Origin of the sequence: Mycobacterium sp. DL592 (genome assembly GCF_011694515.1) — a bacterium.
In the GTDB taxonomy this organism is placed as follows: domain Bacteria; phylum Actinomycetota; class Actinomycetes; order Mycobacteriales; family Mycobacteriaceae; genus Mycobacterium.
Genome location: NZ_CP050192.1, coordinates 3,863,450 through 3,887,320, shown reverse-complemented (window position 1 = coordinate 3,887,320; position 23,871 = coordinate 3,863,450). Strand labels below are relative to the sequence as shown.

The window sequence follows — 23,871 nt, the reverse complement described above, 5'->3', positions numbered from 1 at the left end:
CAATGCCCTCGGCACACATCAACGGCAAGTGGCTGGGGCAACCTTTCACCGGCGTACAGCGCTATTCCGAGGAGTTGGCCCGCCACGTTGTAGCCGACCACGGCATCGACTTCGTGTTGCATGTCCCCAAAGGTGCCCGGATTCCGTCCTGGGCCATCGCGCCGAACATCACCGTGCGGCGCGCCCCGCTGGCGGGGATGGCGTTTGAGCAGCTCTACCTGCCGATCGCCACCGCGGGACGCCTGCTGCTCAACTTCGGTGGCATGGCGCCGCTGCTCAAGACCCGCCAATTCGTGACGTTCCACGACGCCACCCCGTTCCGCTTCCCGGAGACCTACCGCAAAGCCTTCGTCGCCTTCTATCTGCTCGCTTACCTGCTACTGGCCCGCACCGCCCGCCGGCTGATGACGGTCTCGGAGTTCAGCAAGGGGGAGCTGGCCGAGGTGCTTCGGGTCAAGCCGTCGCGATTCCTGGTGGTGGGGTGCGCGGCCGACTCGCTGACCAGGGTGCCCGCCCGCCAGCCCGATCTGCCCTGGCATCCGGGCACCTACCTTCTGGTCGGCACGCTGGCCCGGCACAAGAACGTGGTAGCCCCGGCCGCGGCCCTCGCCGCTTCGGGGCGCCATGTGGTGGTCGTCGGTGCCGGCGGTGACAGCCGGGTGTACGCCGGCATCGCCGCCGACCTCGCCGACAATGTCGTGGTCGCCCAGCGCTTGACCGATGCCGAACTGCGCTGGCTTTACGAGCACGCCACCGCGTTGGTCTTCCCGTCGTTCTACGAGGGTTTCGGCCTGCCACTGCTCGAAGCGCAGACCCTGGGTTGCCCGGTGATCGCCTCCGACCGGGCCTCGATACCCGAAGTCGGCGGGGACGGCGCGCTGTACTTCGACCCGCAGCAGCCTTCAGCCCTGCTGCGCCACGCCGATGTCCTCGATGGTGACCATTCGGCAGCGGACAAGCTCGTCGACCTCGGCCACCGCAACGCCTCCCGCTACTCCTGGGTCACGTCCGCGGACAGCGTTTTGGCGGCGATTCGTAGCATGGCGGGATGAGCATCTCCAGAACCGGCCTCGCATTCCTGGCCGCCTGCGGTCTGCTCGTGGGCTGTCAGAGCACCGCTGCGCCCGCCCAGTCCGCGCCGCTGGCTGACGAGACCGCGACGCTGCAGCAACGGTTCGACGGCCTGCAGCCGGGCCAGACGCTGACGCTGGACCAGCGCACGTACGGCCACGGCGGTGTCCTCAAGATCAGCGTGCCCGGTGTCACCATCGACGGCCACGGCGCCACTCTGCAGGCCCTCAACGACGAAACGTCCTCGGTGCAGGTGGTCGCCGACAACGTGACCGTCCGGAACCTCACTCTGACCGCACCAACCGAGGGCAAACGCTGGGGCGCGCCCAATCAGCAGAAGCTCGCCGTCCTGGGCACCCAGGGCGTCACGCTCGACGACATCACCGTCAACGGGTCCGCCGCTGCAGGCGTCTTCGTCCAGGGCGCGCACAATTTCAAGCTGTCCGACATCCGGGTGGCCAATACCCGTGCCGACGGCGTGCACGTCACCGGTGGAGCCACCGACGGCACCCTGACCCGCATCTCCACGGCAGGTACCGGCGACGACGGGGTGGCGGTGGTCTCCTACGGCAGTGAGCCGCCCTGCCAGCACATCACCATCACCGGGCCTGTCGTCAACGGCACCACCAACGGGCGCGGGCTGGCCGTCGTAGGCGGCGAACACATCAGCGCGCGCAACATCAGCGTCAACGACACCGCGGCCGCGGGCATCTACGTGGCCACCGAGGGCGACCCCTACAACACCGGGTCGGTTAGCGACGTCAGCATCGCCGACGGCACGGTGACCGCCGCCAACCACGACTCCAGCACCGTCAACGGCGCCATCTTGGTTTACGGTGGCCGCGACGACGTATCGCTGACCAACGTTCGTTTGTCCCGGCTGTCCGTCACCGGAACCCCGGAATCCGCCCAGCGTGATGTCGGGCTGATCGTCGATCACGGCACGGTCGCCGGTATCGAATTCAGCGGCCTCCGGCTGGACGGGTCAGCGGTGACACCGTTCGTCACCAATGCGCCGGCCGGCACGTTCGCGACGACGGACTGGACTCAGGACGGTAAGCCGCTCAGTGTCGGATAGATCTGCGGCGCAGTCGATTTCGCTTGTCTCCGGCTCAACATCACGGCGAGGATGATCAACGCCAACAAGGTGTAGGTGGTGCGCCCCTGTGACCAGTACATGTACCGCGGCAGTTCGAGCAGACCGGTGAACATGATCGGGTAGAGCAGGAGGCCGAACGGCTTGCCGCCGCAGAATCCGCGGTAGAGGAACCCCGACAACAAGCCGATCACGAACAGGAAGACCAGTCCGCCGACCGAGCCGTAGTCGATGAACGGCGCAACGTATCCCGACGGGTTGTTGAATTCCGGATTGCCGTGCTGGGTGAGCACTTCGGTCAGCGGGGTGACCGCTTGGGACTTGCCGGAGTAAGGCAGCTCGTGACCGGTCAGGCGGGTGTACAGGCCGAACTGCTCGATGCCGGGCGCCACCCAGAACGCCTCCAACGTGTCGTAGGGCCAGCGGCCCGGCCAGTTCAGATACGTATAGACCAGATGGCCGTTGTTCAGTGCCGTGGTGTAGTAACCGGCCAGGCGCTCCAGGGTGAACTCGACGAAGCTGCTGTTGGTCCTGGTCCGAAAGTAGGACCACGACCGGAAGTACTCGAAGACACCAAAAATCACGATCACCAGCGGCAGGCCGATCACCGGGGCCAGTGCCGATGCCGTGCGGCGAGGGCCGGGACTCAACGACAGCCACGCACACAGGATCACCACCACGGGCACGACCACTTCGAGGACGGCCAGCCGCTCCGAGAACAGGAACGACCGTGGCAGCGAAAGGCCCACCACGGTAAGGATTTTCAGCAGCTCGCCACGCGAGAAATGCTGGGTCAGCAGGATCGAGGAGACGATGACCGCGGCCATACCGCACTGGGTCAATGTGGTGACACCCGGAACGGTTCCGATGGTGTCGCGTACTGGCGGGCCGTCCGCGTAGGGTCCGGCGACGAGTTGGCTCAACGACAACCCCGAACGCAGGATCAAGAAGCCGAAGCCGGCGTAGCCGAACACCGTCAAGCCGGTGAGTACTGTGCTGGCTCGCTGCATGAGGTCCAGCGATTTTGCATCGAGGGCCGGCCACCGCACGGTCAGCGGACGCTGTTGTACCGAGGCCATCGAGACCAAGGCACCGAACGACAGCGCCAGAGCGCCGCACGCGAACAGCAGCAGTGTCTCGGGCGTGATCGATTTCGGTGTGCGCCACAACTCCCGGAATGCGGCGTCTCCGATCAGCGCTGTGGGCAGCATCGAAACCATCGCGACCACCAGGGTCACCGCGATCGGCGAGAGGAACCAGACCTGCGGACTGGTGGTGGGCGCGGCGTGCTTGCTCACGTGCCGAGCGCCACCGAACCGGGCGGGCGCTCCAGCAGTTCGCGGGCGGCCGCGATGAGATGACGGTGTGCATGCGGGGCTTGATCCAGCACGCGTCGCGCGGTGAGCCATTCGGCGACCGACAGCAGGGCCACTCCGCACGAGGACACGATCGCCAACGGCAGCGGTCCGCCAACGATGGCCGCGACGATGGCGCAGGGCAGCACGATCGCCAGCACGATCACCGCGGTGCGGCTGACCTCGTTGATGAAGCCGCCGATGATGAGCAGCGAGATGTTGACGTTCAGCGCCGCCTGCACGATGCCGCTGGCGGCGAGGATCACCAGCAGCGTGGCCGCATCGCGCATCGACGGACCGTACGCCGTCTGCAGCGCAATCCCGCCGAACAGGCCGAGCGCGATAACCAGGCAGATCGTGACGGCGGTGTTGACTGTGGCGACGTTCGACAACAGTCGCACCACGTGCTCCTTCTTGCTGTCCGCCCACAATCGTGCTGCGGGTGGTGTAACAGCAAGGGCGGCAAGGCTTTCCAGGATGGTGACCTGCATGGCGATGGTGGCCGCCGCCGAGTAGTGGGTGGCGGTGACGGGTGAGAACGCCATATTTGCCAGCCAGATGGTGCCCGACATCATCAGGAACGACGACAACTCCAGGCTGAACAGCCGGGTTCCGTTACCGATTGCGGCGCGCAGTGACGCAATGCCAACCGACTTCGAGATCGCGACGTCGCGCCGCGCGAATGCCAGGGCGACGAGGAACTGCACGGCCGCAACCGCCACATAGGCCGACAGAAGTACCGTCAGGGTCGGGCGCTCCAAGGCGAACGCCACCACACCGACCACGGGCAGCACCATCGTGCTGCGGATGTAGTGCATGGTCGCCACCGAGGCAGGCACCCGCCCGTACGCAGCGAAGATGTCGCTGAGCATCAGTCGCAGTGTCTCGATCATGATGATCGCGGTGGTGAGGAAGAACGCGGGGATGAAGTCACCGTGACCGACCAGGCCAGCGGTCGCAAAGAACGCCACCACGGGCGCCGACGGCAAAGTCAGCAGCGCTGTCGCGCGAAGGTGGGTGCCGGCGATGATGCGGCGCTTGTCGTGGTCCGGTTCGGCTGGAATCAGCCGAACCACGTTGGGGCCCAATCCCAGCCGCCCGACCAGCGGTCCGATGGACAGTGCGGCCAGGATCGCGAAGAATCCCGCCGCGTCCTTGTCGTCGAGTGTGCGCACCACGATGACCGTGAGCAGGAACGTGGCGATCATCCCCGCAGCCGCGGCCACTACCCGCCAGGAAAAGCTGCGCTTGAGCTCGGCGGTCGCCTCATGGCCCTGGGTCACGGGTTTCTGCCCCGCCAGCCGGCGAGCGTGCCGCGCAGATAGGCGCGGTCGGCCCGGGAGCGAATGCGGTCGCCGCGCGCCGCGCGCACAGCGGTACCCACCACCTTGCGGGCGGAGTAATAGACCAGCAGGCTCGCGGGCAGTCGATGCTTGCGCCACAGGTGTCCGAGGCCGACACCGTAGCGCAACATCTTGTCCACGTAGTCCTCGTCAGGTTCTGCCCGGTCATCGGCCGAGTAGACGACGATATCGGGCCGGTACAGCAGCTTCGACCCGGCAGCCAACATGCGAAGTATCAGATCCGATTCTTCGCCCGCTCCACGCCAGCCGGGCGAGCCTGCACCGATGCCTTCGTCGAACGGGGCCACAGACGGCAGGGCGTCGCGGCGAAGGAACAAAGTGCTGCTGATCGAGGTCCGCATGAAGTTAGTCCGGCTGATCTCGACCTCGTGATCCAGCCAGCGCAGCATCGACGGCGACCCGTCGGCGTCGACCTGCTTGGCCGACAGCCCCTGGAGGTCGGGACGTTCTGCGAACACGGAGAGCACCCTGCGGACGGTATCCGATCCGTACCAGCAGTTGTCATCGGGGAAGGCGACGATCGGCGCGGTGGCCAGCGCGAGGCCGACGTTACGTCCCACTGAGAGGCCCCGTCCGCTGGTGGTGACGTGCCACGGTCCGGGCGGGTCGTAGTCGCGAAGCAGCTGGGCACAGAGTTGGTCATCGCTCTGGTCAATGAGCACGAACTCGACCTGCTCGGCCATTTCCCCCGCGGTCAGCGCGTCCAGTTGGTGCTTGAGCGCTTCCGGCCGCCCGACTGTGCTACAGACCAGGGAGATGGCCGGAGCGCTCATGCGCTCTCCAGCTGCAGACGTTCAGTCTGGCTGTCTGCATTCTCCGCCCCGTGCTTGTTGCCCGATGTGTCTTCGGTGATCTCGTCCGAGCGCGTGTGCTCGTCGTCTGCCATATCGTCCGCCGTGTGGTCGATCTGGTCGATCTCGTCGATCTCGTCGATCTCGTCGATCTCGTGGTGCTCGTGCACCGCCGCGGGTGCCCGGTGCAGGCCTCCGCTAGGAGTCTCCGGCATCGGCTCGGGTTTTGCTGTGCGAGTCCGGCCGCCCAGGCTCCACCACCGGCGGCGGGCGCCGACCGCGAACACCGGGACACCATGTGCGCGGGCCAGCGCGATCACCATGCGCGCCTGGCGGTAGGAGTCGTATCCGATCATCGCCACAATGACGATGTGAGTGGCCATGCCGGCCGCGCGCGGTAGCGCCGAGGAGTTGGTCAGCGATCCGCCGTCGATCACGACCGTCGTCGAGTTGCGGCTGCGAGGCAGGATCCGCCGTTCGATCACCTCTTGGGCCTTGCGCTGCCGGATCGTGTCGACGGGGCCGTGCTCAGCTGCGGCGAACGAGAGCAGCCGCGCCATGCCGTCGGTGCCGGATTGAGCCGAAGCTCCGACCACCAAGATGCACGCGCCGCGCGCGGCGGGCAGCTGGGCGTAGACCGCGCGGGCGTTCTCGGCCTCGGAGTTGGTGACCTTCGCTCGTTCGCCGTGCGAGCGCAGCCGCACCACAGGCCAGAGCACGCCGGCAACCTCGCCCTCCAGGGCAGCCATCGAGGTGATCACTCCGGACCGCTTGCGCCACACCACGGCCAGCGTCAACGCCAGCAGGCCGCCGAGCAGGCCGCCGCCGACCGCGCCCAGCCACCAGTGCGGGACGCCGGCCGGTGGCATCTCGATGGGCGCCTGTACCACCTGCACCCCTGGCGGGCGCAGCATCTGGACGTCGAGCGACAGCTTCTGCGCCTGGAGGTCGTTGATGCGGTCCTGGAAGCCGGTGGTGTCGGGCACCGGCGGTGGCGGGATCAGATTGCCCAGCTCGTCGTACTGCGGTGGCGCGTTGGGTCCTTCGGCTGCGATCCGGATCTGGTCACGCAAACCGGCGATGACGCCGTTGAGAGCATCGATCGCGGCCTGTTCGCGCTGCCGGTTCTGCTCGACCACGTGGTCGCTGTACAGCCGCAGTGCGGTGTCGATGACCGTGGTGGCCTGGGTGGCGGTCGGGGCCGTCGCCGACAACGTCAAGATCGAGGACTGCGAATCCTGGGTGGCGGTCAGGTTCGGGTTGTCAGCTTGGTTGAGGGCGCTGCGCAGCGACGCGGTGAAACCGGGTGAGGACAGGTAGGCGACCTCACCGGAGATGAAGCTCTCCTGCGACTCCACCGACGGCGCATTCGTCGTCATGATCTGGTTGGGGTCGACCGGTTGGGCGATCCGGATCAGGGCACTGACCGACGGTGCGGCGGTCGAGGACTGCAGCGCCAGTGCGCCCAGGGTGGCGCCGACAGCGATGCCCACCACGGTCGCTGGCCACAACGGCGTCAGCCATCGTGACAGCACAGACCGTGCTCTCCTGCCCATTGCCACTCCAAAGATGTCTCGTCAGGCTCGTCGTATGCGGAGCCACTCGGCGCGGCGAACTACCCGAGTTTTGCTCCAGAATAACTGTCGCCCAGCCGGCGGTCGACGCGCGACGCCACATGCACACGAAACAACCCTGTGTCGCAAGCGTTATCACTTCGCGATACTTGCACTCAAAATTTGCCGGGTGGCCTGTCGTTAACTTGCTGGTAAGCATAATGGCCACCGCGGCCTGCGTCATTTCTGGCAGGCCACGACCACAACGGCCATCGCGTGGCACTCTGCGTGCGACAGCGAGACCTCAGTCTGGCCCCATCCCTGTGCCCGGGCGCGCTCGGCGGTTGCCCCGGTCAAATGCAGCGTCGGCGCCGATCCGGTGCTGCGCACCTCGATCTCCTGCAGCGGGAAATGCGCGTCCGGTTCGGCGAAAACCTTGATGACGGCTTCCTTGGCGGCGAATCGTGCGGCGAGCCGTTCGGCCGATCCGGCGCAGTCGTCGAGTTCGGCCGGGGTGAACACCCTTTGCAGGTAACGATCGCCGAATGTCGCCATCGACTCGGCGACCTCGTTGACGGCCACTACGTCACAGCCGACCCGGATCCCCTCGATCACTGCGGAACCTCGATGACGGCGCGCGCGTGGGAGTCAGGTGAACCGACCGCGCCGCCCGGCTGCGCGCTGGGCTCGGTGTCGGCGGTGAGTCGCACCCGATAGGGCCGGCCGGCAGCCAGGTGGAAGTAGTTGTCCGACGTTCGCCAGCCGGGGGCGTCGATCGAGACGTAGCGCAGCGCGACGCCCGCGCTGATCTCCAGTTCCCAGGATCCGTCGACGTGCTCGGCGACCGCGCGAAGACCGGTGTGGACCTGCGTGCCGCGTGGGTGGACGACGAGCGCGTCGCGCAGCACCCGCGCAGGCTCGCCCAGTCGCACCACGGCTTCGACCGCGTCTGCGGTGGGCGGTCCGAACCGGAAAGCGTGCGACAGGTCGCGGAACACCCCCGACAGCTGCGAGTCGACGAATGTCAGCGACGAGTGCGCAGGCACCTCGATGTCCCGGTGCGCCTCGGCGACGAGCTGTCCGGTGGCATCGGTGGCGGCCAGGATCAGTTCACCGCCCGCTGCGGTCGCGGTGTCGTTGTGGACGTCGACGCGGATACCGGACAACCCCTCGTCGGAGAGCACCACCGACTGGGCAGCCCAGACCCGGCGCAACGCCTGCAGCGCCGCTTTCGGCGCGCCGTCGACATCGAGTAATCCCCACCCGGCACCGGGACGGGCGTCCTTGCCGGCGAGCACCAGCGCACCCCGGCAACCCGACTCGGCGCGCCGCCAGAAGCCGAAGCACCGCAGCATGGCCTCGGCGACGGCCAGTCGGCCGAGCTCCAGATAACGCTCCGGGTCGACTCGCCGGACCGCGGCAGGGTCCTCGCCGAAGACCTCGCGGACGTAGAAGTCGCGGACGTCCTCGAAATCCCATGACGCGCCGCGGTCGCGCGGCACGCCGGCTTTCCAACGTGGGTCGTGGCCGGCGACGGCAGCCGACCCGAAGTGCCGTTCGACGGCCGCGGCCGACGGCGGATTGGCGAATGCCAGGCACTCGGCGGCGAAGCGGACCCCCGCGGTGCGCACATCGGACAGCGGCCGCAGATACCCGCCCACTCCGAACCAGTGCGCGACACCGGTGTCCGGCCGGATCGCGAGGTCGTCGCCACCTGGGGGCGGCGCCGGACTCGAGCACACGTAGGCAACCGCCGCCGTCTGCGCGACGGCCTCGGGAAGGGCCACGTCGATCAGGTCGATCGCGCGGGCGCCGGCGTCGAGTCCGAGCATCTCCGGTCGCTGCAGGGTCTCGCTGCCGCCGCTGACGACGGCCAGGGCCGGGTTTCCGGCGGCGGCCCGAAGGATGGTGGTGACCTCCTCGACGATCACCCCGGTCAGCTCGGCTGGCGGATCGAAGGTGGCCAGCATGGCGTCCTGCCACACCAGCACGCCGAGTTCGGCGCAGATCTCGAAGAACTCCGGCTGCTCGGGGACCAGCCCACCGACGATGCGGATCATGTTCGCCCCGGCGTCGGCGAGGGCGCTGACCTGGCCGCGCAGCGTCGCGTCGTCCACGGTCAGGGCCACCGGATCAGGTGGGAACCAGGTCGCGCCGCGACAGAACACGTCGACACCGTTGACGCGCAACCCGAAGCCGCCGTCGGTCTCGAGGGCGCTCAGCGAGCGGAAGCCGAACGTGCGCGGCGCGATCTGGTGGCCGTCGAGGCTCAGCCGCAGGCGGTACAGCGGCTGCGGGCCGTAGCCGCGGGGCCACCACAGCTCGGGCGCCGTGATCTGTTCCCGGATGGTGAATACGCAATTGGTGACGGGGGCACGGCCGTCGGTGACCACGAGGCCATCGGGCCCCTCGATCGTGTAGGCCAGCTCCCCGCCCGGCGCACTGCCGGTGACTTCAACGATCCCGCTGTCGGGATCGGGGGTGACGACGATGTCGAGCACCGCCCGCTGGGCAGTGACGGTCACCGGACGCCAGAAGCCGATCGGGACCGGTACGTCGCCGTAGACCGGGGCGCGGCCCAGCAGGGTCGTGCGAGCCCAGCGCAGGCCGGGCGGACCGACGAGGCTCGATCGCCAGCGCCCACGCGGCCGCCGAGTGGTCAGCCACCCGTTGAGAGCGTGGAAGCACACCGCGATGTCGTGCGCACCGGGCCCGACGGGAACCCGCACCGGCAGGAACATCGACACGCACTGAGCGGCCTGCTGCCCGTCGACGAAAACCGTTGCCGGAAAGCTCAACCCGGCGAACTCCACGACCACCGGCTCGTCGGCCAGCAGTGTCGCGCGATGCCACCAGTCATGGTCGTCGTCAACCGGGGCCAGGGTGGCGACCGGCGCGGCACCGTCGAGTTCGAGCCCGTCCGGCCACAGTTCGGCCAGCTCCTCCGGTTTGCCGAATTCGCCCGCCCGGGTGCGGACGACCTGCCAGCGATCCAGCACCGTCAACCCACCGCGGCCGCAAGGGAGTCCATGGCGGTCTGCCAGTCGCGCGCCATCTCGGCCAGGCCTGCCCCCACGTCGACGGACCGGCCGTTGGCCAAGCGCGCCATCTTGAACTGCACCGACTTGGCACCGGATGCGACAGCGCGGAAGTGGCCCTCGGCGTGCGCGGTTCCCGGGCGGACACCGTCGAGGTGGACGGCGAAGTCCGCGGCCAGCTCAGCCGTGGCACCGCACTGCCGCAGGTTGGCGAACGCCCAGCGATGAAACCGCGGCATGCCGGCACTGGGCAGCCACTCGGCGGCCCGGCCGAGTCCGTCAGCCAGGCGCTCGACCGGGTTGCCGTCCGGGCGCCGGGACAGATGCTCGGTGGTGATCCGGAGCAGCGCGTCATCCTCGCGGCGGTCCGGGAAACGGCGGATCGCCTCGATGTAGGGCAGCAGCACCGTCGCGGATGGGTCGGTCTCGCCGAACACTCCGTCGAAGTCATCGTTGCGCAACTCGTAGAGGCCGGCGTTGTGCAGGTACCACATCAGCTTGCGGTCCCGGTCGACCCGGGTGGGCACGATCGTGGTCTTGACATGCTCGGTTCGGTAGCTGGTGCCGGCGGTGTCAGGCAGCCACCAGCTGTCCACCTCGACGGTGTGCAGCACCCCGCGCGGCGGACCGGACTCCACGGTCTCCAGAACCGGCATCCAGACGTTCTCCTCGGTTACCTCGAGACCGTAGAGACGACGAAGGTCTTCCGGCAGCGGTTTGAGGAACGACCAGTGCATCCCGTCGTGATCGGCCGAGAGCGCGCTGGCAAAAGAAGGCACCGGGTCCAGCCCGAGCGCATGCAGCAATTCGATCCAGAGATCGAAGTAACAATTCGTCTCCGGCCAGATTCGTTCGGGGGAATGCGTGAAGTGTGGCCGGTGAGTTTCAGGCTCAGCGCAAACTGCGAGGCTCACACGGGCGATTCGGCGAGGCTGCCCACCACGCGGGCGATGTTCGTCACCGATGCGAACGTCGACTTCTTCAGTGCCTCATCGGGAAACTCGATATCGAATTCGTCTTCCAATGCCAGCATTACGTTCACCGACGCGTGCGAGGTCAACCCCAGCTTGTAGAGGTCGGCGTCGCTGTCGATGCTGTGTGGATCGACCGGCATGCGGCCATGTGCCGCGAGGACCTCACGAATCCGCTCCTGCATTCGCCTTCTCCCTGGGATTGTCACGGCCATATTGTTCGCCATGCGATTCTCAGCAACATCTTAGCTGCCTGGTACCGTAGTCCAGAAGTGATGCGCGCCGATGCTGTCTCAGCTAACACGAGAGCTCCCATGGAAGACCGTCTTCTCGCCCCCGGACCGGCCACGTCTGCCTCCCCCCAGCTATCAGCCGTGATCAAGGCGGCAGCCGCGGCGGCCGACGATGTCGACCGTAAGGCGCGGTTCCCCTCGGAAGCTGTGGAGTCGCTGAAGGAGGCAAAGCTTCTCTCGTGTTCGATTCCCGAGGCTCTGGGCGGTGGGTCGGTTCGCATCGGCGAGTTAGCCAGCGCCGCGCGGGCGATCGGTGGCGCGTGCAGTTCGGCGGCGATGGTTTTCGCTATGCATCACACCCAGGCGCTGACGCTGGCCCACCACGGCAGCACCGGGGAGATTGCCCAACTCACCGCGACGATCGCCGCCAGGGAAGCGCTGCTGGCCTCGGCGACGACCGAGATCTCCACCGGCGGTGACGTGCGGTCCTCGACGTGCGCGGTGCTCGTCGACGGCGACGAGGTCACGCTGGAGAAGAACGCGCCGGTGATCTCCTACGCCGAGTACGCCGACTACATCTGCACCACGGCGCGCCGCGGCCCGGACAGCCCCGCCAACGACCAAGTACTGCTGGTGTGCCCGGCCCCTGACACGACGCTGGAGAAAACCAGCACCTGGGACGTACTGGGATTTCGCGGCACCTGCAGTCCCGGGTTCCAGCTGAAGAGTCGAACGTCGTCGAAAAATATTGTGCCGGTCGACTATTCGACGATATCCGAGTACACGATGTTGCCTTCCTCGCATACTCTGTGGGCTTCGGTCTGGCTGGGTATCGCCGACGCGGCGCTGATCAAGGCGCGCCAGGTAATCCGCAAAGGCGCACGCTCGGGACGTTCCGATATTGGGGCCGGCGCCGCCAAATTGGCCGACCTGACCGGCATTCACCAGACGTTCGAGTCGCTGGTGATGCGAGAAGTGCAGCGTTACGACGAATTTCTGCGGTCGGGCCAAACCGAACCAACGGTCGGTTTTACCATTGCCATGAACAACTTGAAGCTGGGCGCTTCCGCTGCGGTTGTCGATGTGGTCGTCGGAGCGCTGCAACTGATCGGCATCAACGGCTACCGTGAGGACCACGAGGCCTCCATGAGCCGGCTGTTGCGGGACGCGTTCGGTCCTCAGCTGATGGTGTCCAACGACCGGATCCGCGCGAACAACGCCCAGTTGGCGTTCGTTCACCGGGGATGAAGAGGGGGGATCGTGAGTTCGACCAGTGAGGTTCTGGTCGACCCGTTGCAGCGGGCGCGTCAGCAATTCCACGCCGAGTTGGTCGAGGCCGGCCTGTTGGTGCCGATGGGCATCGACGGCCTGTACGGGCGTGGCGGAGACTTCGAGCGGATCGTCGACGGGATCGACGTCGCGGTCCGGCGCAAGGGCCGCCAGGTGCACGGCGAGCGCGCCAAGGTTCTTCGTTTCCCGCCCGTGTTCACCCGGGCTGCCTTCGAGAACACCGACTACATCGCGTCCTTTCCGAATCTGACCGGCGCGGTGTCGACCTTCACCGGCGACAACCGTGACCACCGGGCTCTGCTGGCCGATCGCGACGCAGGCCGGCCGTGGGACGGCCACCTGCACCCGGCCGGCACCATGCTCGTGCCGGCGGCCTGCCACCCCAGTTACTCGACGCTGCCGAAGGTCCTGCCCGACGGCGGCCAGCTGATGGACATTTACGGCTACTGCTTTCGGCACGAGCCGGCCATCGACCCCGCACGTATGCAGGCATTCCGGATGCACGAGTTCGTGATCGTCGGGACTGCTGAGCAGGCCGAGACTCATCGTGACGCCTGGGTCGGGCACGGCATGGCGGTGCTCGCGGAACTCGGCCTCGATGCCGCAGCCGTACCCGCCAATGACCCGTTCTTCGGCCGGGTGGGCAAGATGCTCGCCGCCAACCAGCGCGACGAGGGGCTCAAGACCGAGTTGACCGTCCGGCTGTACGGCGACCTCGATGACGGAACCGCGATCGTGTCGGCCAACTGCCACCGCGACCATTTCGGTGAGACGTTCGGTCTGCGCACCGCCGACGGCGCCGTCGCCCACAGCGCGTGCGTCGGCTTCGGAATGGAACGCATTGCGCTGGCTCTATTGCGTACGCACGGCCTGCAGCCGGATGCCTGGCCCCCGTCAGTGCAGGCGGCGCTGAGCTGGTGACGCCGATGACTGAGACACGGTGATGTCTGATCTGATGTCCGCGCGCACGATTCTCAACGTCGTGGAGCGCCCGACGTGGTTCGGCCCGGCTGAGTCGCCCCTGTTCGGCGTCGCGCATCTGCCCGCCGACCAGAAGGTGCGCGGCGCGGTCCTGGTGTGCGGGTCGTTGGGTAAAGACCACGCGGACACCCTGCGCGGGCTGCGTCTGCTGGGCAACGAACTCGCAGCCCGCGGCTTGCTGGTGTTCCGGTTCGACTATCTGGGCAGCGGCGACTCGTCGTTCGACCAGACCCGTGCCGGCGTGGTCGGCGACTGGCAGGCCAGCGTCGGCCATGCCGTGGACTACGTGCGTGAATCCGGTGTCAGCGACATCTCGGCGGTCGCGGTGCGCGCAGGTGCGCTGATCCTCGACAGTGTGCTGGCCCGCCACCCGTCGATCAGCAGGGTCGTCTACTGGGATCCCGTTGGCAGTGGTCAGCGGTACCTGCGCGAGCAGACCGCATTCTTCAAGATCGCCGTCGGTAACGACGACGTCCCGCCTGGCGTGGTGTCCACCATCGGTGCCCGGCTGGCGCCCGATGCGGCTAAAGAATTCGGTGGGCTCACACTCGGATCCGATGCCGGCGGCGTCGACCGGCTGGTGATCACCCGCTCGGAGGGCTACGACAAGAACGTCAGAGCTCTTGTCGAATCTGCCCGCACCACCGCCGTGCTCGTCGACGGGTTCCCCCAATGCGCCCAGCCCTCAAGGCTTTTGGTGCCCGTCTCGTTGGCCGCGGTGGACGCCGCCACGGAGTGGCTCGATCAACAGGTAGGCCACGAACGCACGCCGGTCACTCTGGAGTTCACCGACTCGGCACGCATCCCCGTCGGCGACAGCGTCGTGATCGAGCAGATCGAGCGGATCAGCCCGCACGACATGTTCGCCATCCGGACGCTGCCCGACAGTGGCGCCACCGACTCGGTCGTCATGTTCTTCACCAACGCCAACAATCCGCACCACGGACCGAACCGGGAATGGGTGGAACTGGCGCGCGAAGTGGCGGCCACGGGTCGCACCGCGCTGCGCTGGGACCGTCGTGGGGCGGGGGAGAGCAGCCCGCCCGGACGCGACGAAGAGGTCTACGTCTACTCCGACAGGGGCTCGCAGGACGCGCTGGCCGCCACCGCCCACGCACGCCGCGGGGCGACGCGGGTCCAGTTCGCCGGAGTGTGTTCGGGGAGTTGGTATGCGGCCTACGGCGCCCGTGAACTCGGAGCCGACTCGGTAGTGTTCGTCAACACCCTGCTGTGGTCGTGGCGGATCAAGAAGGTGCTGCGGGCCCGCACCCTGCCTGGCGATGACGACGAAATCGACTGGGAGCAGACCTCGCGCGCCCGGATGCGCCGGAAGGTCCAGAACATGCTGCCTACCCAGTGCTGGCGCGTACTGGGCCACACCGGCGTGGTTCAGGCTCCCGACGTTGTGCTGTCGGCGCTGGCGGATCGCGGGGTGGCGGCCACCGTCATCCTCTGCCCGCATGACACCAAGCTGTTCGTCGCCAACAAGGGATTGCAGGCGCTGCGCCGACTGCGGACTTCGCCGGCCCCGCCGGAACTGGTCGAGGTGCCCGATGGCGACCACGCGGCCTACCACCAGAGCATCCTGGCCGCGCTGCGCCGAGCCGTCCTCAACTACAGCTAGCTGGCGTCGCGGCCACTACAGTCTCACCGCATGGACGTGACTGTCGTCGACCACCCACTGGCTTCCGCGCGGCTGAGTACGCTGCGTGATGAGCGCACCGACAACGCCGGATTCCGGTCTGCGTTGCGCGACCTGACCCACATGCTCGTCTACGAGGCCACCAGGAATCTGCTCTGCGAGGAGATCACCATCACGACCCCGCTGACGGACACCGTCGGCGCGCGACTGGCCCGGCCACCACTTCTGGTGCCCGTCCTGCGAGCCGGGCTGGGCATGGTGGACCAGGCGCACGCGCTCATCCCCGAGGCCAAGGTCGGGTTCGTCGGCGTCGCACGCGACGAGAGCACGCATCAGCCCACGCCCTACCTGGAGTCGCTGCCCGCCGATCTGAGCGCCCAGCCGGTGATGGTGCTCGACCCGATGCTGGCCACCGGCGGGTCGATGGCGTACACGATCGGCCTGCTGCACGGCCGCGGCGCGGTGGACATCACCGTGGTGTGCGTGGTGTGCGCACCGGAAGGCATTGCGGCGCTGGAGAAAGCCGCTCCCGAGGCCAGGCTGTTCACCGCTGCGGTCGACGACGGACTCAACGACATCGCCTATATCGTGCCCGGTCTCGGCGATGCCGGTGACCGCCAGTTCGGGCCGCGCTGACTACCAGCGTCGCGCCGCGTCGAGGAGCCGCTCTTCGATGCTGCGGGCCGCCGCGCGCGCTGCGGCCAGGTCGCCGGTGACGGCCCGGCGAACTTCGGTGTAGCACTTGATCTTCGGTTCGGTGCCCGACGGGCGGATGACCACCCGTACCGAGGTCTGCCAGTCGCCACCGGACAGGATGAGGGCGTCGGTGCGCTGCTGGCCACGGGCCTGCAGAAGGTCGCTGGCGGTGACGGGGAACCCGGCCAGCTCATTGGGCGGGCTGGACCGTAGGCCGGCCATGATCGCCGCGGCCTGCGCCGGATCGCCGACCCGACGCGAGAGCGCGGCGGTGGTGTGTACACCGTGTCGCAGTGCCAGTCGGTCCAGAGCATCGGGTATCGAATAGCCTTGGGCGGCAAGGGATGCCACGAGATCGCAGGCGAGCACGGCGGCGCTGATGCCGTCCTTGTCACGCACCGCCGCCGGATCCACGCAGTGGCCGATCGCCTCCTCGTAGGCGTACACCAGGTTCGCACCGGCCACGCCGGCATCGGCCCGAGCCAGCCACTTGAAGCCGGTCAGCGTCTGCACATGGTGGGCACCGTGATCGGCCGCGATCGCGGCCAGCAGCTGAGAGGACACGATGCTGCTGGCGACGACGCTGGTGGCGGCTGCGCCGGACGGTAGCGTCGAGAGGATGTAATCACCGAGAAGCCAACCTGTTTCATTGCCCGAGAGCATCCGCCAGCCGTCCACGGTGGGGATGCCGACGGCGCAGCGGTCGGCGTCGGGATCCAGCGCAACCGCGACGTGTGCGCCGGTGCGTGCTGCCAGCTCCAGCAGGGCATCGGTGGCGCCGGGCTCTTCGGGATTGGGGAACGCCACCGTCGGAAAGTCGGGATCAGGCGCGAATTGGCTTGTGACCGTGCGAACGTCGTCGAACCCGGCCAGGGCCAGCGCGCGCAGTGCGAGCTCGCCACCGACCCCGTGCATCGCCGTCAGTGCCACCCGTACCGAGCCCGAGCCGCGCCGCACCGCTGCCGCGCGCTGGACGTACTGCTCGACCAGTTCGGTGTCAGCTGGGGTGACGGGTTGGCGGGGAATCTCGTCGGCGGCAGGGGCGGCGGCCATGGCGGCCTCGATGTCCCGGTCGGTCGGCGAGATGATCTGCATGCCGCCGTCGAAGTAGACCTTGTAGCCGTTGTCAGCGGCCGGATTGTGTGAGGCGGTGATCTGCACACCCGCGGCGGCTCCGAGCGCACGCACCGCATAGGCCACCACCGGCGTCGGCACCGGTTCCGGCAGTGCCACCACCGAAAATCCCTGGGCGGCAAGCACTTCAGCGGTCGCTGCGGCGAAGGCATCCGACCCGTGGCGGGCGTCTCGGCCGACCACGACCGTCGATCCGCCGAGGCAGCGATCCTTCAGCGCCGCGGCCACCGCCCAGCTGGCCCGCGTCACCACCGCCACGTTCATGGCGTCGGGCCCACCGCGCACCGGCCCGCGCAGCCCGGCGGTGCCGAAGTTCAGCGGCCGGGCGAACCGCGCGGCGAGTTCGTCGGGGTCGCAGCCGGCCAACTCGGCGGCGGTGACCGGGTCGGGATCGTGGGCGATCCATTCCTCGGGTGTCACGGCACTGATTGTGCCCCGTGGTCGGCGTCGGCCAGCTTGCGCAATACCGGCGCGGTGAGCATCAGCAGGTTGAACTCGAGGTCGCTGAGGTGCTCGCGCATGGCGTCGGACAGCCAGGCGTCGCGCTGGGCGCGGTCGTGGACGAGCAGTTCGAGCCCCGTAGCGGTGAGTTCGATCAGCTGGCGGCGGCGGTCGGTCTCGTCGGGGCGCCGCGAGATCAGCCCTCGCGACTCCAGTTCGTTGATGCTGTCGGTCAGCGACTGCACCCGGACCTGGAGGCGGGCGGCCACCTCGGCCGGGGTGGTGGTGACGGCCCGGTTGACGTCACCGAGCAACTCGAGCTGGCTCAGCGTCAGCCCGTTGTCCGGGCGGTGCCGACGCAGTTGGCGGGCCAGGGCCATCATGGCCTCTCGGAGCTCGGTGGCCGGAGCCGCGGTGCTGAGCGTCATATTACAAGTTATACCTTGGTATCTGGCTCGTATGTCCACGAAATGCCGAGTTGGCTCCGACAAGAACACAAGGCTATACTTGCAATATGCGATGGGTTTTGCTGGTTCTGGTGACGATCGGAGTCACTGTGCCGCTAGACCTGCTCGGCGTCCCGTCAGCGGCCTTGTTCGCCGCGTTGCTGGTCGGCGTGGGCCTGGCGATCGCGCGGCTCGCTCCTGCCGGCGTACCGCGGAAAGCGGGCTTGGCCGCCCAGGGCGTCCTCGGTGTCTACATCGGCACGATGGTGCACTCCGACGCACTCGGTGCGCTCGGGCCGCACTGGCCGGTGGTCGTCGCGCTGAGCCTGGTGACCCTGCTGTTGAGCATCGGCGCCGGGGCGTTGCTCGGGATGCGCCGCGACGTCAGCGCGCTCACCGGAGCTCTGGCACTGGTGGCCGGCGGCGCGTCGGGTCTGGTGGCCATCGCCCGTGAACTCGGTGGCGACGACCGGATCGTGGCCGTCGTGCAATACCTGCGCGTCGCCGTCATCACCGCGTCGATGCCGCTCGTCGTCACGCTGGTCTTCCGCGCCGAACGATCGACAGGTGCCGCCGCGGCGGCGCACAGCCAGTCAGCGCCCTGGTACGCCAGCATCGCGATGCTGGCCGGCCTGGTCGTCATCGGCTCGGTGGTGGCGCGGCTGGTGCGATTGCCCGGCGCCGGGCTGCTGGGCCCGATGGCCCTGACCGTCGCGGTGGAACTCGGCGGAGTGTCGTTCGGGCTCGTGGTGCCCACTCTTGTCGTCCAGGTGTCCTACATGGTCATCGGCTGGCAGGCCGGGGTGGCCTTCACCCGCGAGTCGCTGCACGCGATCGAACGGCTGTTGCCTACCGCGCTCGGGCTGATCGTGCTGCTGAACGTGGCGACCGCCGGGCTCGGGGTGGCGCTGGCGAAGCTGACCGGGGTGAGCATGCTCGACGGCTACCTGGCGACCAGCCCGGGCGGTATCTATGCGGTGCTCGCAACCGCCGTGGAGACCGGATCCAACGTCACATTCATCGTCGCCGCGCAGGTGCTGCGGGTGCTGCTGATGCTGTTCGCCGCACCGATGCTCGCCCGCGGCTATGCCCGGCTGACTCAGAGACGCGCCAGCACCGAAGCCAGCAGCGAGCCCATCTTGCTGGCCGAGGCCCGCCCGGCGGCCAGCACCTCGGCGTGACTGAGCGGCTCGCCGGTCATCCCGGCGGCCAGATTCGTCACCAGCGACAGACCCAGAACCTCGGCACCTGCGGCGCGGGCCGCGATCGTCTCGTGCACCGTCGACATGCCCACCAGGTCCGCACCCAGCGTCCGCAGCATCCGGATCTCGGCCGGCGTCTCGTAGTGCGGCCCCGGCAGCCCCGCGTAGACACCCTCGGCCAGCGATGGGTCGACCGCGCGGGCCAGGGCCCGCAGCCTCGGTGAGTAGGCGTCGACCAGGTCGACGAAATGCGCACCCACCAGCGGGGAGCGCGCGGTCAGGTTGAGGTGGTCGCTGATCAACACCGGCTGGCCGACCTGATACTCCGGGCGCAACCCGCCTGCGGCATTGGTCAACACCACGACCTCGGCGCCCGCCGCCCGTGCAGTCCGCACCGGATGCACGACGTCGCACAGTTCGTGACCCTCGTAGGCGTGAATCCGGCCGAGCAGGACCAGCACATTGTGCGATCCCAGGGGGATCGACAGCACCCGCCCGCGGTGCCCCAGCGCCGAAGGAGGGATGAACCCGGGCAGGCCCGACATCGGGATTTCGGCAGCGGGTGTGCCCAGCGCGTCGGCCGCCGGCGCCCAGCCCGAGCCGAGGATGACGGCGACGTCGTGGCGCGCCACCGAGGTGCGTTCGGCGATCACCGCTGCGGCGTGCTCGGCGTCTGGACTCACAGCCTGCGAGCCTAGTCCGCAATGAGATACTGCGGGGATGCCTACGCTGACTGCGTCGACCCGGGTCGAGGACGTCGTCGGCGCATGTCGTGGCGACCTGGTGGCGTTGTCGCACTCGATTCACGCCGAACCTGAGCTGGCGTTCGAGGAGCACCGCAGCCGTGCGAAGGCCCAAGCGCTGGTCGCCGAGCGCGGATTCGAGGTCAGTGCCGCGCCCGGTGGACTGAATACCGCCTTCCGCGCCGACTACGGCAGCGGACCGTTGGTCATCGGGATCTGCGCGGAGTACGACGCCCTACCCGGCATCGGGCACGCCTGCGGGCACAACATCATCGCGTCGGCGGCGGTGGGGGCGGCGCTGGCGCTGGCCGAGGTGGCCGACGATCTCGGGCTGACCGTTGCCCTGATCGGGACGCCCGCCGAAGAGTCCGGTGGGGGTAAGGCGCTGCTGATCGACGCCGGTGTGTTCGACGACGTCGTCGCATCGGTGATGATCCACCCGGGTCCGATCGACATCGCGGCCGCCCGCTCGCTGTCGCTCTCGGAGGTGACGGTGACCTACACCGGCCGCGAGTCGCACGCCGCCGTCGCGCCGTATCTGGGCGTCAACGCCGCCGACGCGGTAACCGTCGCGCAGGTGGCGATCGGGCTGCTTCGCCAGCAGATGGCGCCCGGCCAGATGGCGCACGGCATCGTCACTGAAGGCGGGGCGGCCACCAACATCATCCCGGGGCGGGCCCGGCTGCAGTACACGATGCGGGCCGCCGACGGCGCGTCGCGGCTGGCGCTGGAGGACAAGATGCGGGGTTGTTTTGCAGCCGGCGCGGTGGCCACCGGCTGCGAGTATTCGATCGTCGAGGCCGCGCCGGCCTACGCCGAACTCAAGCCGGACACCTGGTTGGCGGAGGTGTTCCGCGACGAGATGGTCCGGTTCGGGCGCCAGCCCGTGCATGCCGACGTGGAGGCCGCACTCCCGCTGGGTTCCACCGACATGGGCAACGTCACCCAGCTGCTGCCCGGCATCCACCCCGTGGTCGGCATCGACGCCGGCGGCGCGGTCATTCACCAGCCTGGCTTCACCGTGGCGGCCGCCGGACCCAGTGCTGACCGGGCCGTCGCCGAGGGGGCAATCATGTTGGCGCGCACTGTAGTTCGCTTGGCCGAGACGCCGTCCGAACGAGACCGGGTGTTGGAACTGCAGCAACGGCGGGTGCGCGCATGAGCCTCGCCGACGTGTGCGAATCCTGGCTCGCCGCTCACTTCGACGATCTGGTGGAGTGGCGCCGGCATATCCACCGCAACCCCGAGCTGGGCCGTCAGGAGTTCGCCACCACCCAGTTCGTCGCCGACCGCCTAGTCGATGCCGGACTCAACCCCAAGGTGCTGCCGGGCGGGACCGGGCTGACGTGCGACTTCGGCCCGGAGCATGCGCCGCGGATCGCGCTGCGCGCCGATATGGACGCGTTGCCGATGGCCGAACGGACGGGTGCGCCGTACTCGTCGACGGTGCCGAACGTGGCGCACGCCTGCGGGCATGACGCCCACACCGCGATGCTGCTGGGCGCCGCGACCGCGCTGGCCGCGGTGCCTGAGCTGCCGGTCGGTGTGCGGCTGCTCTTTCAGCCCGCCGAGGAACTGATGCCCGGTGGTGCCATCGACGCGATCGCCGCGGGCGCCCTGGCCGGGGTATCGCGAATCTTCGCCCTGCACTGCGATCCCCGGCTGGCCGTCGGCCGGGTGGCGATCATCCCCGGGCCGATCACCTCGGCGGCCGACTCGATCGAGATCACCCTGCACTCGCCCGGCGGGCACACCTCGCGCCCGCACCTGACCTCGGATCTGGTCTACGGCATGGGCACGCTGATCACCGGGCTGCCCGGGGTGCTGTCCCGGCGCATCGATCCGCGGCACAGCACGGTGATGGTGTGGGGTGCGGCCAATGCCGGGGTCGCGGCGAATGCGATCCCGCAGACGGGCACACTCGCCGGTACCGTCCGCACCGCCAGCCGGGAAACCTGGGTGGGGATGGAAGGCCTTGTGCACGAGATTGTTTCGGGTCTGCTGGCACCGCTGGGCATCGAGCATTCGCTGCGATACCACCGCGGCGTGCCGCCGGTGGTCAACGAGGAGCGGTCCACCCAGATCATGACGCACGCCATCGAGGCCGTCGACCCCGGAGCGCTGGCCGACACCAAGCAGTCCGGTGGCGGCGAGGATTTCTCCTGGTACCTCGAAGAGGTGCCCGGCGCGATGGCTCGCCTCGGGGTGTGGAGCGGTGAGGGGCCGCAGCTGGACCTGCACCAGCCGACATTCGACTTGGATGAGCGGGCGCTGGCGGTGGGGGTGCGGGTACTGGTGAACGTCATCGACCAGGCGGGGGATTTCGAATGAAACTATTGGTGACCGGCGGGGCCGGGTATGTCGGTAGCGTCTGCGCGAAGGTGCTCCTCGAAGAGGGCCACGAGGTGGTGGTGGTCGACGACCTGTCGACCGGCAACGCCGACGCGGTGCCCGAGGGTGCGCAGTTCGTGCAGGCCGATATGGTCGAGGCCGCGCCGGGGTTGCTCGGTGACGGATCCTTCGACGGCGTATTGCATTTCGCGGCCAAGTCGCTCGTGGGTGAGTCGGTGGTGTCCCCGGAGCTGTACTGGTTCGGCAACGTCGTCAAGACGCTGCAGCTGCTGGAAGCGATGCGCGCCGCCGGGACGCCGCGGCTGGTGTTCTCCTCGACCGCGGCGACCTACGGCGAGCCCGAGTCGGTGCCCATCACCGAGGACTCGCCGACCCGTCCGACCAACGCCTACGGCGCCACCAAGCTCGCCATCGACCATGCGATCACCTCGTATGCGGCCGCGCACGGTCTGGCCGCCACCAGCCTGCGCTACTTCAATGTGGCCGGCGCGTACGGCGGGCTGGGGGAGCGGCATGCCACCGAGACGCACCTGATCCCGCTGGTGCTGCAGGCCGCCACCGGCGCCCGCGACGAGATCCTGGTGTTCGGCAACGACTGGCCGACCCCTGACGGCACCTGCATCCGCGACTACATCCATGTGCGCGACCTGGCCGACGCTCATGTGCTGGCGTTGCAGACCGCGCAGCCCGGCTCGCACCGGATCTACAACCTGGGCAACGGCACGGGCTTCTCGGTGCGCGAGGTCATCGCGTGCTGCGAGCGGGTGGTCGGCAAGCCGATCGCGGCGCGTGACGTCGAGCGGCGTGCTGGCGACCCGGCCGTGCTGATCGCCTCCAGCGCCAAGGCGATCGCCGAACTCGGCTGGCAGCCCCGGCACACCGAGCTCGACCAGATCGTCTCCGACGCTTGGGAGTTCACCCGCTCGCGCTAAGCCCTACCCGCCGCCGTGGCCCGGGCCGATGTTGCGGGCGGGGCGGGTACGCAGGTCGTGGACGTACTCCGGCGGGGCGCCGGCGATCTCGGCCGCGTCGGCCATCACCCCGATGTAACGCGCCGAGGGCAGCCCACCCTCCCACGCGTCCACCACATACAGCCAGGCCAGCACGGGATCGGTTGTGGTGTCCGATGATTCGCGGTCGATGCGGCAGCGGATCTTCTTGTGGAAGCCTAGCTCGGAGCCTTCCCAGCGATCCAGGGTCTCCTCGTCGGCCGGCGTCATGTCGTAGAGCACCACGAACACGCTGGAGTCGGGGTCTTCGACGAGGGTGGCCAGTGCGCCCTCCCAGCCGATGTCCTCCCCGGCGAAGGTCAGGCGCCACCCGTGCAGCCAGCCCGTACCTGCCATCGGGGAATGCGGTGCCCGCTCCAGCATCTGCTCTGGATGCATGTTGGATCCGTAGGCGGCGTACAGCGGCACGGGGCAAGCCTAAAGGGTGCAAGGCAGGAGAGCGCACCGACTCCGGTGATTAGA

The 23,871-nt window shown here is 68.3% G+C and carries 22 protein-coding genes; 10 read left to right on the top strand and 12 right to left on the bottom strand.

Features of this window, described 5'->3' with window-relative positions; translation table 11 throughout:
- The first annotated feature begins 2 nt into the window (after positions 1-2).
- Positions 3-1,052 (top strand): glycosyltransferase family 1 protein, encoded by a 1,050-nt coding sequence (locus HBE64_RS18710; RefSeq protein WP_167105481.1) that lies wholly within the window; start codon positions 3-5, stop codon positions 1,050-1,052.
- Positions 1,049-2,149, top strand: coding sequence for a right-handed parallel beta-helix repeat-containing protein (locus HBE64_RS18705; protein WP_167105478.1), 1,101 nt, complete (start codon positions 1,049-1,051; stop codon positions 2,147-2,149). Before HBE64_RS18710 ends, HBE64_RS18705 begins: the two co-directional genes overlap by 4 nt.
- On the opposite strand, the gene HBE64_RS18700 is transcribed toward HBE64_RS18705, so the two are convergent.
- From HBE64_RS18700 to HBE64_RS18665, 8 genes are all read right to left on the bottom strand, one after another.
- The gene (locus tag HBE64_RS18700; protein WP_243841377.1) at positions 2,119-3,465 is read right to left on the bottom strand and encodes an O-antigen polymerase; all 1,347 of its coding nucleotides are present in this window, start codon (positions 3,463-3,465) and stop codon (positions 2,119-2,121) included. The two genes, HBE64_RS18705 and HBE64_RS18700, sit on opposite strands and share 31 nt — an antisense overlap.
- Positions 3,462-4,805: a teichoic acid transporter gene (locus tag HBE64_RS18695; protein ID WP_167105472.1), complete on the bottom strand. Its 1,344-nt coding sequence runs from the start codon at positions 4,803-4,805 to the stop codon at positions 3,462-3,464. The genes HBE64_RS18700 and HBE64_RS18695 overlap by 4 nt, the downstream gene beginning before the upstream one ends.
- Positions 4,802-5,659 (bottom strand): glycosyltransferase family 2 protein, encoded by an 858-nt coding sequence (locus HBE64_RS18690; protein WP_167105469.1) that lies wholly within the window; start codon positions 5,657-5,659, stop codon positions 4,802-4,804. Before HBE64_RS18690 ends, HBE64_RS18695 begins: the two co-directional genes overlap by 4 nt.
- The gene (locus HBE64_RS18685) at positions 5,656-7,212 is read right to left on the bottom strand and encodes a hypothetical protein (RefSeq protein WP_167105466.1); all 1,557 of its coding nucleotides are present in this window, start codon (positions 7,210-7,212) and stop codon (positions 5,656-5,658) included. The genes HBE64_RS18690 and HBE64_RS18685 overlap by 4 nt, the downstream gene beginning before the upstream one ends.
- 258 nt (positions 7,213-7,470) lie before the next feature.
- Complete coding sequence (locus HBE64_RS18680) at positions 7,471-7,845, bottom strand: holo-ACP synthase (RefSeq protein WP_371744010.1); 375 nt, start codon at positions 7,843-7,845, stop codon at positions 7,471-7,473.
- Positions 7,842-10,229 (bottom strand): glycoside hydrolase family 2 protein, encoded by a 2,388-nt coding sequence (locus tag HBE64_RS18675; RefSeq protein ID WP_167105463.1) that lies wholly within the window; start codon positions 10,227-10,229, stop codon positions 7,842-7,844. The genes HBE64_RS18680 and HBE64_RS18675 overlap by 4 nt, the downstream gene beginning before the upstream one ends.
- 2 nt (positions 10,230-10,231) lie before the next feature.
- Positions 10,232-11,182, bottom strand: a complete 951-nt coding sequence (locus HBE64_RS18670; protein WP_167105460.1) for a DUF1839 family protein — start codon at positions 11,180-11,182, stop codon at positions 10,232-10,234.
- Positions 11,179-11,424: an acyl carrier protein gene (locus HBE64_RS18665; RefSeq protein WP_167105457.1), complete on the bottom strand. Its 246-nt coding sequence runs from the start codon at positions 11,422-11,424 to the stop codon at positions 11,179-11,181. Before HBE64_RS18665 ends, HBE64_RS18670 begins: the two co-directional genes overlap by 4 nt.
- A gap of 129 nt (positions 11,425-11,553) precedes the next feature.
- Here HBE64_RS18665 and HBE64_RS18660 point away from each other — a divergent pair, with 129 nt between their 5' ends.
- The 4 genes from HBE64_RS18660 to upp are packed head-to-tail and all read left to right on the top strand — an operon-like array spanning position 11,554 to position 16,021.
- Positions 11,554-12,720, top strand: a complete 1,167-nt coding sequence (locus HBE64_RS18660) for an acyl-CoA dehydrogenase family protein (RefSeq protein ID WP_167109404.1) — start codon at positions 11,554-11,556, stop codon at positions 12,718-12,720.
- Between the two features lie 12 nt (positions 12,721-12,732).
- On the top strand, positions 12,733-13,683 hold the full coding sequence (locus tag HBE64_RS18655; protein ID WP_167105454.1) for an amino acid--[acyl-carrier-protein] ligase: 951 nt from the start codon (positions 12,733-12,735) through the stop codon (positions 13,681-13,683).
- A gap of 22 nt (positions 13,684-13,705) precedes the next feature.
- On the top strand, positions 13,706-15,367 hold the full coding sequence (locus HBE64_RS18650; RefSeq protein ID WP_167105451.1) for a hypothetical protein: 1,662 nt from the start codon (positions 13,706-13,708) through the stop codon (positions 15,365-15,367).
- 30 nt (positions 15,368-15,397) lie between these two features.
- Positions 15,398-16,021 carry a uracil phosphoribosyltransferase gene (gene upp, locus HBE64_RS18645; protein ID WP_167105448.1) on the top strand — a complete coding sequence of 208 codons (624 nt, stop codon included), beginning with the start codon at positions 15,398-15,400 and terminating at the stop codon, positions 16,019-16,021.
- Here upp and HBE64_RS18640 read toward each other — a convergent pair whose 3' ends face one another.
- Both HBE64_RS18640 and HBE64_RS18635 read right to left on the bottom strand, forming a co-directional pair.
- Positions 16,022-17,635: a phospho-sugar mutase gene (locus HBE64_RS18640; RefSeq protein ID WP_167105445.1), complete on the bottom strand. Its 1,614-nt coding sequence runs from the start codon at positions 17,633-17,635 to the stop codon at positions 16,022-16,024.
- Entirely contained in the window at positions 17,632-18,084 is a 453-nt protein-coding gene (locus HBE64_RS18635) for a MarR family winged helix-turn-helix transcriptional regulator (protein WP_167105442.1), read from the bottom strand. The genes HBE64_RS18640 and HBE64_RS18635 overlap by 4 nt, the downstream gene beginning before the upstream one ends.
- Before the next feature lie 86 nt (positions 18,085-18,170).
- On the opposite strand from HBE64_RS18635, the gene HBE64_RS18630 reads away from it, so the two are divergent.
- The gene (locus tag HBE64_RS18630) at positions 18,171-19,283 is read left to right on the top strand and encodes an AbrB family transcriptional regulator (RefSeq protein WP_167105439.1); all 1,113 of its coding nucleotides are present in this window, start codon (positions 18,171-18,173) and stop codon (positions 19,281-19,283) included.
- Here HBE64_RS18630 and HBE64_RS18625 read toward each other — a convergent pair.
- Positions 19,202-19,987, bottom strand: coding sequence for a purine-nucleoside phosphorylase (locus HBE64_RS18625; RefSeq protein ID WP_167105436.1), 786 nt, complete (start codon positions 19,985-19,987; stop codon positions 19,202-19,204). The genes HBE64_RS18630 and HBE64_RS18625 overlap by 82 nt on opposite strands.
- A 37-nt stretch (positions 19,988-20,024) precedes the next feature.
- Here HBE64_RS18625 and HBE64_RS18620 point away from each other — a divergent pair, with 37 nt between their 5' ends.
- Genes HBE64_RS18620 through galE form a run of 3 tightly spaced genes read left to right on the top strand, consistent with a single transcriptional unit; the run spans position 20,025 to position 23,331 of the window.
- Entirely contained in the window at positions 20,025-21,209 is a 1,185-nt protein-coding gene (locus tag HBE64_RS18620) for a M20 family metallopeptidase (RefSeq protein WP_167105433.1), read from the top strand.
- Positions 21,206-22,378, top strand: coding sequence for an amidohydrolase (locus HBE64_RS18615; RefSeq protein WP_167105430.1), 1,173 nt, complete (start codon positions 21,206-21,208; stop codon positions 22,376-22,378). Before HBE64_RS18620 ends, HBE64_RS18615 begins: the two co-directional genes overlap by 4 nt.
- Positions 22,375-23,331 carry a UDP-glucose 4-epimerase GalE gene (galE, locus tag HBE64_RS18610; protein ID WP_167105427.1) on the top strand — a complete coding sequence of 319 codons (957 nt, stop codon included), beginning with the start codon at positions 22,375-22,377 and terminating at the stop codon, positions 23,329-23,331. Before HBE64_RS18615 ends, galE begins: the two co-directional genes overlap by 4 nt.
- A 3-nt stretch (positions 23,332-23,334) precedes the next feature.
- Here galE and HBE64_RS18605 read toward each other — a convergent pair whose 3' ends face one another.
- Positions 23,335-23,817, bottom strand: a complete 483-nt coding sequence (locus tag HBE64_RS18605; protein WP_167105424.1) for a gamma-glutamylcyclotransferase — start codon at positions 23,815-23,817, stop codon at positions 23,335-23,337.
- Positions 23,818-23,871: the final 54 nt, after the last annotated feature.